Origin of the sequence: Streptomyces sp. NPDC046716 (assembly GCF_040645755.1) — a bacterium.
Lineage (GTDB): Bacteria > Actinomycetota > Actinomycetes > Streptomycetales > Streptomycetaceae > Streptomyces.
Window position 1 is genome coordinate 42,273 of the sequence record NZ_JBEYYU010000030.1, and the last position, 15,160, is coordinate 57,432.

At 70.2% G+C, this 15,160-nt stretch carries 14 protein-coding genes; 6 read left to right on the top strand and 8 right to left on the bottom strand.

What is annotated here, in order from left to right; all coding sequences use genetic code 11:
• Positions 1 to 58: 58 nt before the first annotated feature.
• From ABZ930_RS22575 to ABZ930_RS22600, 6 genes are all read right to left on the bottom strand, one after another.
• Complete coding sequence (locus ABZ930_RS22575; protein WP_361550432.1) at positions 59 to 853, bottom strand: ATP-binding cassette domain-containing protein; 795 nt, start codon at positions 851 to 853, stop codon at positions 59 to 61.
• Positions 846 to 1,853: an ABC transporter ATP-binding protein gene (locus tag ABZ930_RS22580; RefSeq protein WP_361550434.1), complete on the bottom strand. Its 1,008-nt coding sequence runs from the start codon at positions 1,851 to 1,853 to the stop codon at positions 846 to 848. Before ABZ930_RS22580 ends, ABZ930_RS22575 begins: the two co-directional genes overlap by 8 nt.
• Positions 1,850 to 2,725 (bottom strand): ABC transporter permease, encoded by an 876-nt coding sequence (locus ABZ930_RS22585; RefSeq protein ID WP_361550436.1) that lies wholly within the window; start codon positions 2,723 to 2,725, stop codon positions 1,850 to 1,852. The genes ABZ930_RS22580 and ABZ930_RS22585 overlap by 4 nt, the downstream gene beginning before the upstream one ends.
• Positions 2,722 to 3,672, bottom strand: coding sequence for an ABC transporter permease (locus tag ABZ930_RS22590; protein ID WP_361550438.1), 951 nt, complete (start codon positions 3,670 to 3,672; stop codon positions 2,722 to 2,724). Before ABZ930_RS22590 ends, ABZ930_RS22585 begins: the two co-directional genes overlap by 4 nt.
• Complete coding sequence (locus ABZ930_RS22595) at positions 3,669 to 5,327, bottom strand: ABC transporter substrate-binding protein (RefSeq protein ID WP_361550440.1); 1,659 nt, start codon at positions 5,325 to 5,327, stop codon at positions 3,669 to 3,671. Before ABZ930_RS22595 ends, ABZ930_RS22590 begins: the two co-directional genes overlap by 4 nt.
• 75 nt (positions 5,328 to 5,402) lie before the next feature.
• Entirely contained in the window at positions 5,403 to 7,103 is a 1,701-nt protein-coding gene (locus tag ABZ930_RS22600; protein WP_361550442.1) for a CocE/NonD family hydrolase, read from the bottom strand.
• 105 nt (positions 7,104 to 7,208) lie between these two features.
• Here ABZ930_RS22600 and ABZ930_RS22605 point away from each other — a divergent pair, with 105 nt between their 5' ends.
• On the top strand, positions 7,209 to 7,796 hold the full coding sequence (locus ABZ930_RS22605) for a TetR/AcrR family transcriptional regulator (RefSeq protein WP_361550444.1): 588 nt from the start codon (positions 7,209 to 7,211) through the stop codon (positions 7,794 to 7,796).
• Between the two features lie 187 nt (positions 7,797 to 7,983).
• Positions 7,984 to 9,441, top strand: a complete 1,458-nt coding sequence (locus tag ABZ930_RS22610; RefSeq protein WP_361550446.1) for an amidase — start codon at positions 7,984 to 7,986, stop codon at positions 9,439 to 9,441.
• A gap of 42 nt (positions 9,442 to 9,483) precedes the next feature.
• On the opposite strand, the gene ABZ930_RS22615 is transcribed toward ABZ930_RS22610, so the two are convergent.
• On the bottom strand, positions 9,484 to 10,344 hold the full coding sequence (locus ABZ930_RS22615; protein WP_361550448.1) for a PaaX family transcriptional regulator C-terminal domain-containing protein: 861 nt from the start codon (positions 10,342 to 10,344) through the stop codon (positions 9,484 to 9,486).
• Positions 10,345 to 10,453: 109 nt separating this feature from the next.
• Here ABZ930_RS22615 and ABZ930_RS22620 point away from each other — a divergent pair, with 109 nt between their 5' ends.
• Genes ABZ930_RS22620 through ABZ930_RS22635 form a run of 4 tightly spaced genes read left to right on the top strand, consistent with a single transcriptional unit; the run spans position 10,454 to position 14,291 of the window.
• Complete coding sequence (locus ABZ930_RS22620; protein WP_361550450.1) at positions 10,454 to 11,383, top strand: SDR family NAD(P)-dependent oxidoreductase; 930 nt, start codon at positions 10,454 to 10,456, stop codon at positions 11,381 to 11,383.
• Between the two features lies 1 nt (position 11,384).
• Complete coding sequence (locus ABZ930_RS22625) at positions 11,385 to 12,272, top strand: amidohydrolase family protein (protein WP_361550452.1); 888 nt, start codon at positions 11,385 to 11,387, stop codon at positions 12,270 to 12,272.
• A 10-nt stretch (positions 12,273 to 12,282) separates the two neighbouring features.
• The gene (locus tag ABZ930_RS22630; RefSeq protein WP_361550454.1) at positions 12,283 to 13,836 is read left to right on the top strand and encodes a long-chain fatty acid--CoA ligase; all 1,554 of its coding nucleotides are present in this window, start codon (positions 12,283 to 12,285) and stop codon (positions 13,834 to 13,836) included.
• A complete protein-coding gene (locus tag ABZ930_RS22635) occupies positions 13,833 to 14,291 on the top strand; it encodes a MaoC family dehydratase (protein ID WP_361550456.1) in 459 nt (152 codons plus the stop codon). The genes ABZ930_RS22630 and ABZ930_RS22635 overlap by 4 nt, the downstream gene beginning before the upstream one ends.
• Before the next feature lie 171 nt (positions 14,292 to 14,462).
• On the opposite strand, the gene ABZ930_RS22640 is transcribed toward ABZ930_RS22635, so the two are convergent.
• Entirely contained in the window at positions 14,463 to 15,140 is a 678-nt protein-coding gene (locus tag ABZ930_RS22640) for an HAD family hydrolase (RefSeq protein WP_361550458.1), read from the bottom strand.
• Positions 15,141 to 15,160: the final 20 nt, after the last annotated feature.

Consider the following 15,160-nt stretch of genomic DNA (forward strand, 5'->3'; position numbering starts at 1 on the left):
CGGGGTGGCTCCTCGGGTCGGTGGTGATGCGCTGTGGGTGCCTGGCGAGGCAGGGGCCTCACTCGGGAGCGGTGCGGCGGCGCGGGCGCCAGCCTCGCCGGGGAATGGAGTCGACCAACTGGCGCGTGTAGGGCATGCGCGGTGCGGTCAGGACGGTGTTCGTGGGACCGCGTTCGACGACTCGGCCCTGGTGCATGACCGCCACGTCGTCGCAGATGTGGCGGACGATTCCCAGGTCATGAGTGATGAACAGGTAGGCGATGGCGGTTCGTTGGCGAATTTCGTGCAAGAGAGCGACGATCTGAGCCTGCACGGAGACATCGAGCGCGGCGACCGCCTCGTCGAGGATCAGCACCCGGGGCTGGACCGCCAACGCCCGCGCGACGGCGACGCGTTGGCGCTGGCCGCCGGAGAGGGAGCGGGGCAGGGATCGAGCTTGGCGTGGGTCGAGGCCTACCTGGTCGAGGAGTTCGGCGACGCGCAGATCCAGCGCGCTCGCGCGCAGGTCGGTGTGAAGTCTCAGGGCCTCGGCGATGCAGTCGCCCACGCGTTGCCGCCGGTCCAGGGAGGAGTAGGGGTCCTGGAAGACCATCTGTACGTTGCGGGCCAGATGGCGTCGAGATCTCGGCGCGTCTCCTGTTTCGTCCGCGGCCCAGCGGACGGTACCGGAGGTGGGCCTTTCGAGTCCTGCGATCATGCGGGCCGTGGTGGTCTTGCCCGATCCGGACTCTCCGACGACGGCCAGCGACGCGCCTGCGTCGAGTTTCAGGGTGACGCCGTCGACCGCCGTGAAGTCGCCGAATGACTTGCACAGGTCCACGGCTTCCAGGACTGCACCGGTGGGGTCAGGCATCGTCCCCGCTCCTGTCTGCGGCACCGGCCGCCGCGTGCGTGTGGTGAGGGAAGTGGCAGGCCGCGTATACGTCCTGTATCGGAGACAGGGCCGGCCGTTCGGTGGTGCAGCGGTCCTGGGCCATGGGACAGCGTGGCGCGAAGGCGCACCCCGGACCGGCTTCGAACGCCGACAGGGGGTTCCCGGGAATGGATCGCAGCGGTTCGTCGTCCGCGCCGAGGTCGGGCCGGGAGGACAACAGGGCGCGGGTGTAAGGGTGATGGGCGTTGTGCAGGTGCTGGGCGGGCAGTTCTTCGACCGTCGAGCCCGCGTACACGACGGCGATGCGGTCGCAGACGGCCGCGGCCAGTGCGAGGTCGTGGGTGATGAAGAGCATCGCGAGGCCGCGCTGGGTGCGGGCTTCGTCGATGATGGCCATGACCTCGGCCTGGGTGGTGACGTCGAGGGCGGTGGTGGGCTCGTCCGCGAGCAGCAGCCGGGGCTCGGCGAGCAATGCGGAAGCGATCATGACGCGCTGCAGCAGGCCTCCCGAGAGTTCGGCGGGGCGTTGGCGCAGGCGTCGCGCGGCGTCGGCGATGCCCACTTCCTCCAGCAGCGCCGTGGCTTGCGCCTCCGCCTTGCTCCGGACCGTTCCGCGTACGCTGACCAGCCCTTCGGTGAGAAAGTCGCCGATGGTGCGCAGGGGGTTGATGTGAGCGCGGGGGTCCTGGAACACCATGGCGATGTCCCGGCTGCGCAGGGTGCGCAAAGCGGCCGGGTTCATGGCGGGGACGGAGTCACCGTCGAAGCGGACGTCGCCGGTGACGTGGGCGCCGGGCGGCAGCAGGCGCAGCACCGAGCGGGCGGTGAGGGACTTGCCGGAACCGGACTCCCCGACCAGGCCGACCGAGCTGCCGGCCCGGACGTCGAGGTCCACGCGGTGGATGACGGTGCGGTGTTCGCCCTTCACGGGCAGGGTGACGTGCAGGTTTTCGAACCGGAGCAAGGAGTCGTCGGTCATCGGTCCTCTCCCAGGAGCCGTCGGGACAGGCCGCTGCCCAGGACGTTGCAGGCCACGACGAAGACGACGATGACGAGGCCCGCGTACAGCGACTGCTCGGGGCGTCCGGCGAGGATGCCGGGCGCGCCGCCCGCCACCATCAACCCCCACTCAGCGGTGGGTGGTTGGGTGCCGAGCCCGATGAAGGAGAAGGCGGCGACGTCGAGCATGGTGTAGCCGAAGGCGGTGGTCGCCTGCACCAGGACCAGGGGCAGCAGATTGGGCACCAGGTGGCGCAGGCAGATCCGTGGGCCGGACATGCCCAGCATTTCCAGTGCGGAGATGTAGGGCAGCGAGCGTTCGCGCATCGCCGTGCTGCGGACGACGCGGGCGACGTAGGGCAGGTAGGCGAGGGACAGCGTCACCACGGCGATGTCGAGCCCGGCCCCGAACACCGCCGCGCCGACCACGGCCAGGACGAGGCCGGGGAAGCCGAAGATGACGTCGAGCAGTCCGGAGATCAGCCGGTCCCACCAGCCGCCGAGCCATGCGGCGGCCACCGCGAGCGCGGTGCCGACCAGGCCGGCGGCCACGGTGATGAGCGCCGGGGCGAGCAGGCTCGGCCGCGCTCCGTACAGAAGGCGGGAGAGGATGTCGCGGCCCGTGTCGTCCGTGCCGAACCAGTGGGTGCCCGTGCTGCCTTGTGAGACGGCGAGGGGATCGACGGCGTTCGGGTCGTACGGCGCGAGGAGCGGGGCGCACGCGGCGGCGACCACGACGAGGGCGACGACGGTTCCCGCGGCGAGTTGGACCGCTTGGCCGCGGGCGAGGGTGCGCAGCCGCCCGGGTCCGCGGCGTTCGCGGGCCGCGGACGCGATCTGGTAGGTGCTCATGCCCTCTCCCCCAACGGGATGCGGTGGTCCAGTGCGGCGGTGACGAGGTCGACGGCGGTGTTGACCACGGCGAACGCCACGACCGTCAGGAGCGCCACTGCCTGGACCACGGCCAGGTCCTGCTTGGCGGCGCTCTGGACGAGCAGCGCCCCTACGCCGTTGATGCCGAAGGCCTGTTCGACGATGGAGCAGCTGGCGATCAGTCCGGCGACGGCGACTCCGGAGACCGAGACGACGGGCCCGGAGGCGTTGCGCAGGATGTGTTTGCGGACGACGAGGCGTTCGGGGATGCCACGACCGCGTGCCGTCTGCACATGTTCCGAGGCGAGTTCCGCACGCACGGACGAGCGGGTGACCTGGGCGACGTAGGCGATCCATGAGGCCGCGAGCGCCACGGCGGGCAGCGTGAGGTGTTCGAGCCGGCCGGTGAATCCGGTGCCGGACCCGTAGGCCGGGAACCAGCCCACGCGCACCGACATCCACCAGATGAGCAGGACGGACGACACGAACACGGGCACAGCCATGAGGGTGGTGGTGACCACCGTGGTCAGGTGCTCCACCCAGCGGCCGCGCAGGCCGCCCAAGGTGCCGAGCGTGACCCCGCAGAGGACGATCAGCACGGTCGCGTAGACGATGAGGAACAGGGTGTCGGCGGCCCGGTCGGCGAGCAGGTGGGTGACGGAGTCCTTGTAGCTGAGGGACTGGCCGGCGTCGCCGTGCACGATGCCGGCCAGCCAGCGCCAGTAGCTCTGCACGAACGGGTCGTCCAGGTGGTACTGCTGGTGTATCTCGCTCAGTAGTGCGGGACTTGGCGGTTTGCCTCCACCGACCAGCAAGGTGGCGGGGTCGCCGGGTGCGAGGAACAGGGCCCCGTAGATGACGACGCTCGCGACGAGCAGGGTGACGGCGAGGGTGGCCGCACGTCGGGCGACGAACCTGAGGATCACGAGGACCCCTTGCCGGTGCCGCCGAGGTGGGCCGCCCACGGCATGTGCAGGTAGGCGAACGAGGCCGGCAGGCCGCTGAGACGCTTGTTCACGAACAACCGCTCGTAGGGAGAGGCGATGGGCAGGACGGGATAGTCCTTGACGTACCGGGCCTGCGCCCGGGTGAACAGGGATGCCGTCTCGGCGGGGTCGAGCGTGCCCTGGGCCTTCCGCATCAGGGCGGTCACCTGCTTGTTGTCGTACTCGGCCCAGTTGAACAGCGACCCTGGTGTCATCATCTGGACCGCGTAGGACAGCGGGTCGGGGATCTCGACGTAGCCGAGGACCATGGTCGCGTCCAGGCCCTTGCGCAGTGACGGGTCGTAGAACAGCCCGGACATCTGGGTCGGCTGGAGCTGCCGGATGGTGATCTTCAAGCCGATCTTCTTGGCACCGGCTTGCAGGAACGTGAGGGTCTGCAGGGACTGCTGGTCGCCCGCGGCCACGGCCACGGTGATGGTGCGCCGGGCGGTGTCGGCCTGCGTGACGAGCTTCTTCGCGCGGTCCACGTCGGGCGCGGGGACGGCGGGGAGCGCGTCGTAGGCCTTGTCGTAGGCGGCCGAGGCGGGGCTGTTCTGCCAGACCAGCGGCGGGATGAAGGTCTTCAGCTTCTGCGCCGCGCCGTTGTAGACGTTCTTGATCAGTGCGTCGCGGTCCAGGACGAGGGAGAGCGCCTTCACGATGCGGGCGTCGGCCAGCGGTGAGGTCGGACTGGTGGCGGTGAGGAAGTTGGTCTGGGCGGAGGGGCCGTAGTAGACGGTCCCGGTGTCGGAGGTGGCGACGGCCTTCGCGGTCGAGGTGCTGATCTCGTAGCTGCCGTCGATCTGGCCGGAGAGCAGCGCGCTGGTGAGCGTGGACGGGTCCGTGATGAACCGGAAGGTCAGGGACTTCACCTTGGGCTTCAGCGCGGTGTCCCAGTAGTCGGGGTTGCGCTCGGCCGTGATGGAGTCGCCGGGCTTCCAGCGCGTCAGCTTGAAGGGGCCTGTGCACATGAGGCCGCCCTTGGCCGTTCCGTACGAGGCCTTGGCCTTGTCGAGGTAGGCGGCCTCGCTGACCGCGCCGAACCCGTTGACCAGTGCCTTGAGGAACAGTTCGTCGGGGGCCTTGAAGGTGACGGTGACCTGGTGACCGCCGGTGGCTTCGATGGACTTCACGTTGGCCAGGAGGGAGGCGTTGACGCTCTGGGTGGCCCGCTCGCCCTGGCGCTTCAGGCTGGCGACCACGTCCTTGGCGGTCATGGTGTGGCCGTTCCAGAAGTGGACTCCGTGGCGGAGGCCGAGGACCAGGGTCGTCGGGTCCTTCTGCTTCCAGGAGGTGGCCAGGCCGGGTGCCACTGAGTAGTCGGCGTTGAGCCGCAGCAGGGGGTCGCAGAGATTGGCCTCGACGGTGCTGGGCGAGTAGTCGCCGACCTTGGCCGGGTCCAGGGTCGTCGGTTCGCCCATGGGCAGGTTCCAGTCGACCTGGTCGACGGAACCGCCCGCCTTGGGGGTCGTCGTGGTCAGCTTGGGGGCACGCGGCGCTGTCGGGGCATCGCCGGAGCCCGACGTACAGGCGGTGGCGGCCAGCAGGAAGCACAGGGCGCCGGCGACGCGGACGGTGGTTCTTGGAGCCTTCATGAGGGAGCTCCTCGTGAGGATGGGCGGGGCGGAACGGGATGGTGGGCGTACGGGCCCGAGGCGCGGCCGTGACGGTCAGGACACGTCCGGCGGCGCGAGCGTGACGGTCAGTCGGGACGCGTGGCTGCCACCGGTGCGCAGTCCTTGCGTGCCGGGCTTGGTGACCACGGCGGTCCAGGGGTTCTCGCCGGTGCCGGTGGTGGGCAGGAACAGCGGGTGGTCGCTGCCGGAGACGATGAGCGCGAGCCGGTGTCCGGGGCGCAGTCGGTATCCGGTGTGCCCGAGATCGACGGCGACCTCGTCGGATGACGTGGCCGTGGTGACGAGGACCTGTCCGCGGGCGATCAGACGGGCTTCGCCTTCCGGGTCCAGGTCGAGGAGCTTGGCGAACACGTCGAAGGCGGGGGCGGTGCCGGTGACGTCGAGGTGCAGGCCGATCGGCCCGGCCAGGTCGAGCGGTTCGTCGAGCGGCGGGCCGGAGAACGCCAGGACGTCCGGGCGGGCGGCGACGGGCGCGAAGTCGGGATGGCTGTGCAGAAAGGCGAAGGAGTCGCCGACCAGGGACGGCACGGGACCGTCCGGGTCGTGGATCCAGAGCGCGTCGGCCGCTCGGTCCACGGGCACGTCGGCCAGTCGTCCGCCGGGCAGGGCGCCGGTCGCGAGCTCCGGTTCACCGAGCCAGTACGTACGGGTGACGCTCTCCGGGGGAGGCCATGCCGCCGCGGTCCGCCACTCCGCATGGCCGAGTTCCCAGGTCACCCTCGCCAGCGACGAGGCCGGGCGCACCGCCTTGAGGAAGACGTCGAAGAAGTCGAGGGCCGGGTCGACGTATCCCGGCAGCATCCGGTCGAGGGCCGCCTCGTCGAGGCCATGGTCGTCCCCGGGAGAGACGGGGGCGTGGGCCAGACGGTAGTTCTCGTGGTCGACGGCGCCGGCCCACAGGTACTGAAGGGCGTGCCAGCCGGGCCGGGAGGCCAGTTCCGTGTAGTCGCGCATGTGGGCGGCGCCGATGTTGTCGAACCAGCCGACGCAGTGCAGGACCGGTACGGGGCGGGCGTCGAAGGGGTGCAGCCCCGGCTGGGTCGGTAGTTCGGCCTGCCGGGGGGCCATGAGGTCGAACCAGGCGGAGCGGGCGCCGATGGCGTCGAAGACCTGTTCGTACTGGTCGAGGAGGGGGCGGGCGGAGCGGTCGACCTCGTACTCGTAGGTGTCGTGGTCGACCCAGTGGTGGGCGAAGTACTCGATGCCCTCCAGCCAGACGGGCGCGGGCTGCTCGTCGGGTCGCCAGATCGTGCTGAAGTCGGCGGCGGTCACACGCGGCACGATGGCGCGCAGCGCCGGGTGTTCGGAGGCCACGGCCGCCCACTGGGTGAAGCCGTAGTAGGAGTCGCCGAACATGCCGACCCGGCCGTCGGACCAGGGCTGCTGGACGATCCAGTCGAGGGAGTCGTAGCCGTCCTGCGGCTCGCGCAGGAAGGGCAGGGTCCGGCCGCCGGAGCGGAACTTGCCGCGGACGTCCTGCACCACCACGGCGTAGCCGCGGGCGGTGAAGAGGCGGGCGATCCGGTCGAGGTACACGTACCGGCTGTTCTTGTCGTACGGGAGGCGGACGAGCACCGCCGGGAACACCGTGCCGGCGTCCTGTCGCTCCGCGGGGAGATCCCCGGGGAGGTAGACGTCGGTGGCGAGCCGCACGCCGTCGCGCATGCGGACCATGTACTGCCGGGCGTTCTCGGAGACCGGCGCCGCGCCGACCCTTTCGAACTTGAAGGGCATGGGGGCGTCTCCAGCCAGATGAGATACAACAGCGTTGCATAACGTTGTTGCGTGACAAGATGACACCGGTTCGCCATCAGGTCAACACCCCTTAAGGTCGAGGACATGCCGATCGAGGTAGACGAGGCTCAGCGGCTCGACGAGATCGCCGCCGCCACCATCGAAGTCGCCCGCGAGCGCGGGGTCCGCGCCGTGACCATCCGCGCCGTCGCCGGACGACTGGGCGGATCCACGGCGATGGTCACCAACTACATCCCCAGCCGGTCGGCCCTCATGGCCAACGCGCTGCGCCGCGCGGACAAGGAGTGGGGGCGGCAGGAGGAGGCGGCACTGGAGGGTGCCGACGGCGACGAACGACTGCCCGCGCTGCTGCGCTGGATGTGCACCACGACGCCCGACGACGAGGTGATGCGGCGACTGCTGTTCGAGATCATCAGCGAGGGGCCGACCGCCGGGCAGGAGGTCGAACACGTCCGCAATTCGACCGCACGCGCCCATCGCGAGTCACTTCAGGAGCTCGCCGCCGAGGCGGGCATCCCCTCCGCCGCGGACGCGGGAGACATCCTCCACCTGCTGCTTCGGGGGTACTGGCTCTCCACACTGGAGGATCCGGAGAGCTGGTCCGCCGAGCGCGGCACCCAAGTCACCCTGGCCGTCCTGGAGATGCTCCGCCGGGGCCTGCCCGCCGACTGAGCCCGCCGGAAGACCCTTGACAAGTCGCCACCCGGACACGAAGGTGAGCGAAAATAAAACGCCGTTTCATCACGGCGTTCGCCGCTGTTGCGGCCTCCGCTTGCAGCAGCCCCCTCCCTCCATGTCTGTGTCCGCGCCGGCCCGGCCCGCACTCGCGCCGCCGGCACCCCCATCCCCAGAGGCGATCATGGAAACCCAGAAGCCCGCTGCCCCGCTGTGGCAGCGCTCGGCCGTCGAACTGGCCGCCGCCATCCGCACCGGCGACGTCTCGTCCGTCGAGGTCGTGCAGTCCTGTCTCGACCGGATCGAAGAGACGAACCCACGGCTGAACGCCCTGGTCGATCTGCGTCCCGACGAGGCCCTGGCCGACGCGCACCGCGCCGACGCCGCCGTGGCCGCGGGCGAACGTCTCGGCCCCCTGCACGGCGTGCCCGTCTCCACCAAGATCAATACCGATCAGCGGGGTCACGTCACCAGCAATGGCGTCGTGGCCCTCGCCGGGCCCCCGGCGAAGGAGGACGCCGCGTGCGTCGCGGCTGTGCGCGACTCCGGCGCCGTCCTGCTCGGCCGCAGCAACTCTCCCGCGTTCTCCTACCGTTGGTTCTCCACGAACGACCTGCACGGGCGCACCCTCAACCCCTGGGATCCCGACCGCACACCGGGCGGGTCCAGCGGCGGCGCGTCGAGCAGTCTCGCCGCGGGCATGACGCCGCTCGCCCAGGGCAACGACATCGGCGGTTCGATCCGCTACCCGGCCGCCTGCTGCGGCGTCGTCGGCGTCCGGCCGACCGTGGGCCGGGTCTCCGGATGGATGCCACCGGTGCACATCGAAACCCCCGAGGGCCCGGCCCGGCTCGACTTCCCGCTCACCGCCCAGGCCTGCGCCGTCGAGGGCCCACTGGCCCGCACCGTGGCGGACGCCCGCCTCGCGCTCGACGTCATGACCACCCCGGATCTGCGCGACCCGTTCGGCATCCCCGTCGCACCCGGCCGCCCGGCAGGCGGCACGAAGCCCCGCATCGGCCTGGTGCGCGACATCGGTACCGTCCGCAACCACCCCGCCGTCGACGCCGCGCTGGACGCCGCCGCCACCCGGTTGTCCGCGGCCGGGTACGAGGTAGAGGAGTTCGAGGCGGCTTCCTTGCTCGCCGAGGCCGCGCGCCTGTGGGCCTTGCTGATCTACGAGGACTTCCGCGGCATGGTGCCTCTGGTGGAGCAGGTCGGCGACGAGGGCATCCGCACCTCGCTTCAGTACTCCTTCGCCGCCGCTGCCGACGTCTGGGGGGAACGCCCGTCTCTGGAGGCCTACATCCAGGGCTGGGCCCGACGCGGCTCCCTGATCGGCGAGCTCCAGGAGTTGCTCGGCGCGGGCCGGGTCCTGCTCACGCCCGTCGCCGCCGAGCTGCCTTTCGAGCAGGACGCCGACTTGAAGGGCCCCGAGCGCGCGTCCGAGATGCTCGCGGCGATGTGGCCCATGGCAGCGGTGCCGATCCTCGGCTTCCCGGCCGTGAGCGTGCCGGCGGTCCACACGGAGGGGCTGCCGGTAGGCGTCCAGCTCATCGCCGGACGGTTCGCCGAGGAGCTGGCACTGGACGCCGCCCAGGTCATCGAGGACGGCGCACCACGCCTTGCGCCCAGCTTCTGAGTAACCGTCAAAATAGCTTACGCAGAGGCGAGATGACCCGCATCACGGCTCCGTGCCGACCGGAATGGTCTCCAGCACCTCGTCCGCCAGGCGCCGGGCCGGAGTGTCGTAGCGGGCCGACAGCGTCCGGAAGATCTGCTCGGCCGGGATGGCGGGCCACTCGGCGGGCAGGTGCTCCGCCGGCAGGCGGGGATCCGAGCGCACCAACTGCAGCCAGTCGGTGTGCAGCAGCAGCTGCCGCGCCAGGTCGTCCACGGCGTCGGGCAGCGGATCCGAGTGGCCCCACCGGTCCAGGAAGACGCGGTAGCGGGCGGCGATGCCGTCCGTGTCGAAGGCCCGCCGGACCAGTTGGGCCGCTTCGGTCGGCTGCGCCGCCTGCCCGCACAGCACGCTGACGTGCTCGTCCAGCTCCAGGCCGTCGATCACGGCCGGCACGTCGACGCGCCCCGGCGCGATCCACAGCCCGTTGTGCAGCGGACCGAAACCGGCCCACTCCAGCCGCGAGCGCAGCTCGTGCCGTCGGCTGCGCCAGGCCTCGGGCAGCGAGAAGCCCACCCAGGTCCACCGGCCGTCCCCGTCCCGGTTGACCGCACCCTCGCGCCACACGCGCTCGTGCCCGTCGCGCAGCACGTCGTACGCCCGCTCGGTCAGCGCGAAGTACATGCGGCGGCCGGCGCGATGACGGGCCAGCAGATCACGTTTCACCATCCGGGCCAGCGTGGAGCGCACGGCCTCCTCGGAGACACCGACGCGTGAGAACACGTCGATGACGCTGCCCGAATACACCGCGCCGCCACCCTTGAGGACGTACAGCCCCAGGAAGCTCAGCATCAGCGATTGCGGCCGCGGCGTCGCCGCGCCGCTCTCCTCGCCCGCCCCGGGCTCTGTCTGCGTGCTGGTCACGCCCTTCAGTCTAGGCAACCAGCAATATTCGGCAATACATTGACCGCCGTCACCAGAATGCCTAACGTCATGCGGGATCACCGCACCCCGAGGCAAGGACGCACTCATCATGAATCTGTCGAACCCCGTGGATCTCAGCGGCAAGGTCGCCGTCGTCACCGGCAGCGGACGCGGCCTCGGACTTGCCTACTCCCGTGCCCTGGCCGCAGCGGGAGCGGCCGTCGTCGTCAACGACGTCGATCCCGAAACACTGGAGCAGGCGGTGGCCGGGATCGCGGAGACCGGTGGCCGCGCGATCGGCGTGACCGCCCCCGTCGGCGAGACGGACACCGCCGAACTTCTGGTCTCCCGGGCGGTGGAGAGCTTCGGCCGACTCGACGTCATGGTCACCAACGCGGGCATCCTCCGCGACCGCGTGCTGTGGAAGATGACCGACGACGACTTCGACGCCGTCGTCGAGGTGCATCTGCGCGGCACGTTCACCTGCGCCCGCGCGGCCGCCGTACGGATGCGGGAACAGGGCGAGGGCGGCCGCCTGATCCTCATCGGCTCGCCGGCCGGTCAGCGCGGCAACTTCGGGCAGACCAACTACGCCGCGGCCAAGGCCGGCATCGTGGCCATGGCCCGTACCTGGGCCATGGAGCTCGCCAGGTCCGCCGTCACCGTCAACGCGGTGGTGCCGGTCGCGGCCACCGAGATGACCAGGACCATCCCGGCGTTCGCCCACGCCATCGAGGAGGCCGAACGCACCGGCTCCCCGCTCCCCGCGTGGATGCGCGAGGACGAGGGCCTGGGCACCGTCGAGGACGTGTCCGGCCTGATCACCTTCCTCGCCTCCGACGCCTCCGGGGACATCACCGGACAGGCCATCGGCATCGGCGGCGACCGTCTCGCGCTGTGGGCCCACCCCACGGAGAAGACCGTCGCCTACGCCGACAAAGGCTGGAGCGCCGAGAGCATCGCGGAACGCTGGCACGGCGAGGTCGGCGCGGAACCCGAGACCTACGGCATCCCTGCCCCCGCGGTACCGGGAGCCTGACATGCCCGACCGCATACTCGACCTGGACGCGCTCACGGCGATCGACGTGCACACCCACGCCGAGGTCTCCGAAGACGGACACAACTCCCTCAGCCCCGAACTGTTCGGCGCCTCCGAGAAGTACTTCAAGGCGCACGGCCACCGCCGCCCGACCATCGACGAGATGGCCGACCACTACCGCGAACGCCGCATGGCCGCCGTGGTGTTCACCGTCGACGCCGAGCACGCCACGGGACACCCGCGTATCTCCAACGAAGAAGTCGCCGAGAGCTGCGCCGCCCACTCCGACGCGCTGATCCCGTTCGCCTCCGTCGACCCGCACAAGGGGCGCGCCGGCGTCCGCGAGGCACGCCGCCTGGTGACCGAGCACGGCGTACGCGGCTTCAAGTTCCACCCCAGCATCCAGGCCTTCTCCCCGGACGACCGGCTCGCCTACCCGCTCTACGAGGCCATCGAGGAACTCGGCGTGCCCGCGCTGTTCCACACCGGCCAGACCGGAATCGGCGCCGGTGTTCCCGGAGGCGGCGGGATCCGGCTGAAGTACTCCAACCCCATGCTGGTCGACGACGTGGCGGTCGACTTCCCCGAGCTGCGCATCATCCTGGCGCACCCGTCCTTCCCCTGGCAGGACGAGGCCCTCGCGGTGGCGACCCACAAACCGCATGTGTACATCGACCTGTCGGGCTGGTCGCCGAAGTACTTCCCGCCCCAACTCGTGCGCTACGCCAACTCGCTGCTCCAGGACAAGGTCCTCTTCGGCTCCGACTACCCCGTGATCACCCCGGACCGCTGGCTCGCGGACTTCGCCGCACTCGACATCAAGCCCGAGGTCCGCCCGAAGATCCTCAAGGACAACGCGGCCCGCCTGCTAGGACTCACCAAAGGATGAGAGGGACACCGTGCGCAACCAAGGCATCGGACCCTGGCCCGCGCGCAGGGCTCGCAAGACACCGAAGCGCGTCGCCATCGTCCACGAGGACCAGCAGTGGACCTACGAGGAGTTGCACGAACGGGTGCTGCGACTCGCCCACGCCCTGCGCGCACTGGGCATCCGCAAGGGCGACCGCGTCGCCTACCTGGGCCCCAACCACCCGACCTTCCTGGAGACACTGTTCGCCGCCGGAGCACTCGGCGCGGTCTTCGTCCCTCTCAACACCCGCCTCGCCGCGCCCGAACTGGCCCACCAGGTCACCGACTCAGGCAGCACCGTCCTGATCCACGCCGCGGAGCTGACCGATGTCGCCTCCGCGGCCGACCCGAGCTCCACAGTGCGCCGCATCGCGCTGGCCGAACCCATCGACAACGCCCTGGACTACGAGACACTCCTCGCCGCCGAGCACACGGCGCGGCTCGACGAGCCGGTCTCCCCCGACGACCCCTGCATGATCATGTACACCTCGGGGACCACGGGCCGCGCCAAGGGCGCCGTCCTCACCCACGCGAACATCACCTGGAACAGCGTCAACGTCCTGATCGACGTCGATCTGGCCGCCGACGAAGTGACACTGGTGACCGCTCCGTTGTTCCACACGGCGGGCCTGAACATGACCTGCCTGCCCACCCTCCTCAAGGGCGGCCGCGTCGTCCTCCTCGGCGCCTTCGACCCCGACCGTGTCCTCGACCTCATCGCGGCGCACCACGTGACGTACATGTTCGGCGTCCCAACCATGTACGACGCCATGGCCGCCAGCCCGCGCTGGGCGAGCGCGGACCTCTCCAGCCTGCGCACCCTCAACTGCGGCGGCGCGCCCGTACCCGAGCGCACCATCGCCGCCTATCTGGCGCGCGGCCTCGCCTTCGGCCAGGGCTACGGCATGACCGAGGCCTCCCCCGGGATCCTCTACCTGGACCGGGAACAGACCACGGCCAAGGCCGGCTCCGCCGGGGTGCCGCACTTCTTCACCGACATCCGCGTCGTCCTGCCCGACGGCAGCGACGCCGCCCCCGGAGAGAAGGGCGAGATCCTCGTCTCCGGACCCCACGTGATGACGGGCTACTGGGGTCTGCCCGGGCCGACGGCGGACGCCTTCACCACGGACGGCCAGTGGCTGCGCTCCGGGGACATCGCCCGGCTCGACGAGGACGGGTACGCGTACGTCGTCGACCGGGTGAAGGACATGTTCATCTCCGGCGGTGAGAACGTCTATCCCGCCGAGGTCGAGGGCGCGATCCTCCAGCACCCCGCCGTGGCCGAGTGCGCGGTCGTCGGCGTCCCCGACGCCACATGGGGCGAGGTAGGACGTGCTGTCGTCGTTCTCACCCCGGGCACCCACGCCGACGAAGCCGCCATCCTCGCGCACCTCCACGGCAGGCTCGCGAAGTACAAGGTGCCCAAGTCCGTGGTCTTCGCCGAGAACCTGCCCCGCACCGCCTCCGGCAAGCTCGTCAAACCCGTCATCCGCACCACCTACGCGCCCACAACTCCGCCCGCCCGAAGGGACCTTCAGTCATGACCATCACCACGAACGGCCTCGACGAACTCAAGGCATTGACCGGCAAGGACCTCGGCCGCACCGGTTGGCTGGAGATCACCCAGGACCGGGTGGACACCTTCGCCGACGCCACCGGCGACCACCAGTGGATCCACACCGACCCCGAGAGAGCCAAGAGCGGTCCCTTCGGCACCACCATCGCCCACGGGTACCTCACCCTGAGCCTCATCATCCCGCTCTTCAACGAACTGCTGGAGATCACCGGCACGTCCATGAGCGTCAACTACGGCCTGGAGAAGACCCGTTTTCCCAGTCCCGTGCCGGTCGGCTCCCGGATCCGTCTCGGCGCGGTCGTCGACTCCGTGGAGGAGGTCAAGGGCAACGGCGTCCAGATGCAGCTCACCTTCACCGTCGAGGTCGACGGCAGCCAGAAGCCGGCGTGCGTGGCACAGGCCGTCTACCGCCACTACGCCTGACCGACTCGAGCGGTGCGCGCAAGTCCGCGATGCGCGCCCTTGCCCTACGGCACCTGCGCGCCGACGAGTTCGGTGCCGAAGAGCCCGTATTCGCCCCGTGCTTCAACACTCGCGAACAACCATGCCGCGGAGGCGGGGCGGCGCCCGGCTCGAGGAGGTGGTGGCCGCGGGTCAGCCGTTGAACGTCCGATGGACCTCGTCGACGGTGGCCGTCAGGTCGCTGAGGTCGGGGCGGACGGCCTGTGCGATGGAGGGATCCCTGTCCTCGTCGAGGCGGTTGATCCACACGCGGGTGACGTTCAACTCGCTAGCGGGCACCATGTCGTAGAAGTAGCTCGCCGCGACATGCACCCAGCGGTCACGGGTGACACCGAGGGATCTCTCGAAGTGGTCGAAGTGGTTGTGGGCCGGCTTGTAGGCACCCACGTCCTCCGCGGTGACGACCGCGTCGAACCGGACCTGCAGACGGCGCTGGGTCTCGCCGATGATGACGCGGTCGCAGTTCGTGAGGAGTGCGAGGTTCCAGCCCGACTCCTGCAGCTCGCGCAGGGCTTGCCGGGTTCCCGGAAAGACCGGCCAGAAGGGGATGCCTGCCGTCAGGGACCGGAAGTCGTCCTCCACCAGGTCGAGCTTCGCCTCGGCGGCCGTCCGCTTCAGCGCCTCCGTGAGGACGTCGCCGTAGCGCATGGCGGGGAACTCGCTCTGCACCTGCGGTTCGTGACGGTTGTAGACGTCCAACAGCTCCCAGCCCCTGCCGGGGGCGACCAGCTCGATGCCGGTGGCGATGCCGTGGCGCCAGTCCACGAGGGTGCCGAAACAGTCGAAGGTGACCCAACGCTTCTCGCTCATCGAACTCTCCTGCTCTTCAG

Coding starts and splice junctions, on each gene's coding strand:
- ABZ930_RS22575 (WP_361550432.1), bottom strand. CDS start 853: ATGCCTGACCCCACCGGTGCAGTCCTGGAAGCCGTGGACCTGTGCAAG.
- ABZ930_RS22580 (WP_361550434.1), bottom strand. CDS start 1,853: ATGACCGACGACTCCTTGCTCCGGTTCGAAAACCTGCACGTCACCCTG.
- ABZ930_RS22585 (WP_361550436.1), bottom strand. CDS start 2,725: ATGAGCACCTACCAGATCGCGTCCGCGGCCCGCGAACGCCGCGGACCC.
- ABZ930_RS22595 (WP_361550440.1), bottom strand. CDS start 5,327: ATGAAGGCTCCAAGAACCACCGTCCGCGTCGCCGGCGCCCTGTGCTTC.
- ABZ930_RS22600 (WP_361550442.1), bottom strand. CDS start 7,103: ATGCCCTTCAAGTTCGAAAGGGTCGGCGCGGCGCCGGTCTCCGAGAAC.
- ABZ930_RS22605 (WP_361550444.1), top strand. CDS start 7,209: ATGCCGATCGAGGTAGACGAGGCTCAGCGGCTCGACGAGATCGCCGCC.
- ABZ930_RS22610 (WP_361550446.1), top strand. CDS start 7,984: ATGGAAACCCAGAAGCCCGCTGCCCCGCTGTGGCAGCGCTCGGCCGTC.
- ABZ930_RS22620 (WP_361550450.1), top strand. CDS start 10,454: ATGAATCTGTCGAACCCCGTGGATCTCAGCGGCAAGGTCGCCGTCGTC.
- ABZ930_RS22625 (WP_361550452.1), top strand. CDS start 11,385: ATGCCCGACCGCATACTCGACCTGGACGCGCTCACGGCGATCGACGTG.
- ABZ930_RS22635 (WP_361550456.1), top strand. CDS start 13,833: ATGACCATCACCACGAACGGCCTCGACGAACTCAAGGCATTGACCGGC.
- ABZ930_RS22640 (WP_361550458.1), bottom strand. CDS start 15,140: ATGAGCGAGAAGCGTTGGGTCACCTTCGACTGTTTCGGCACCCTCGTG.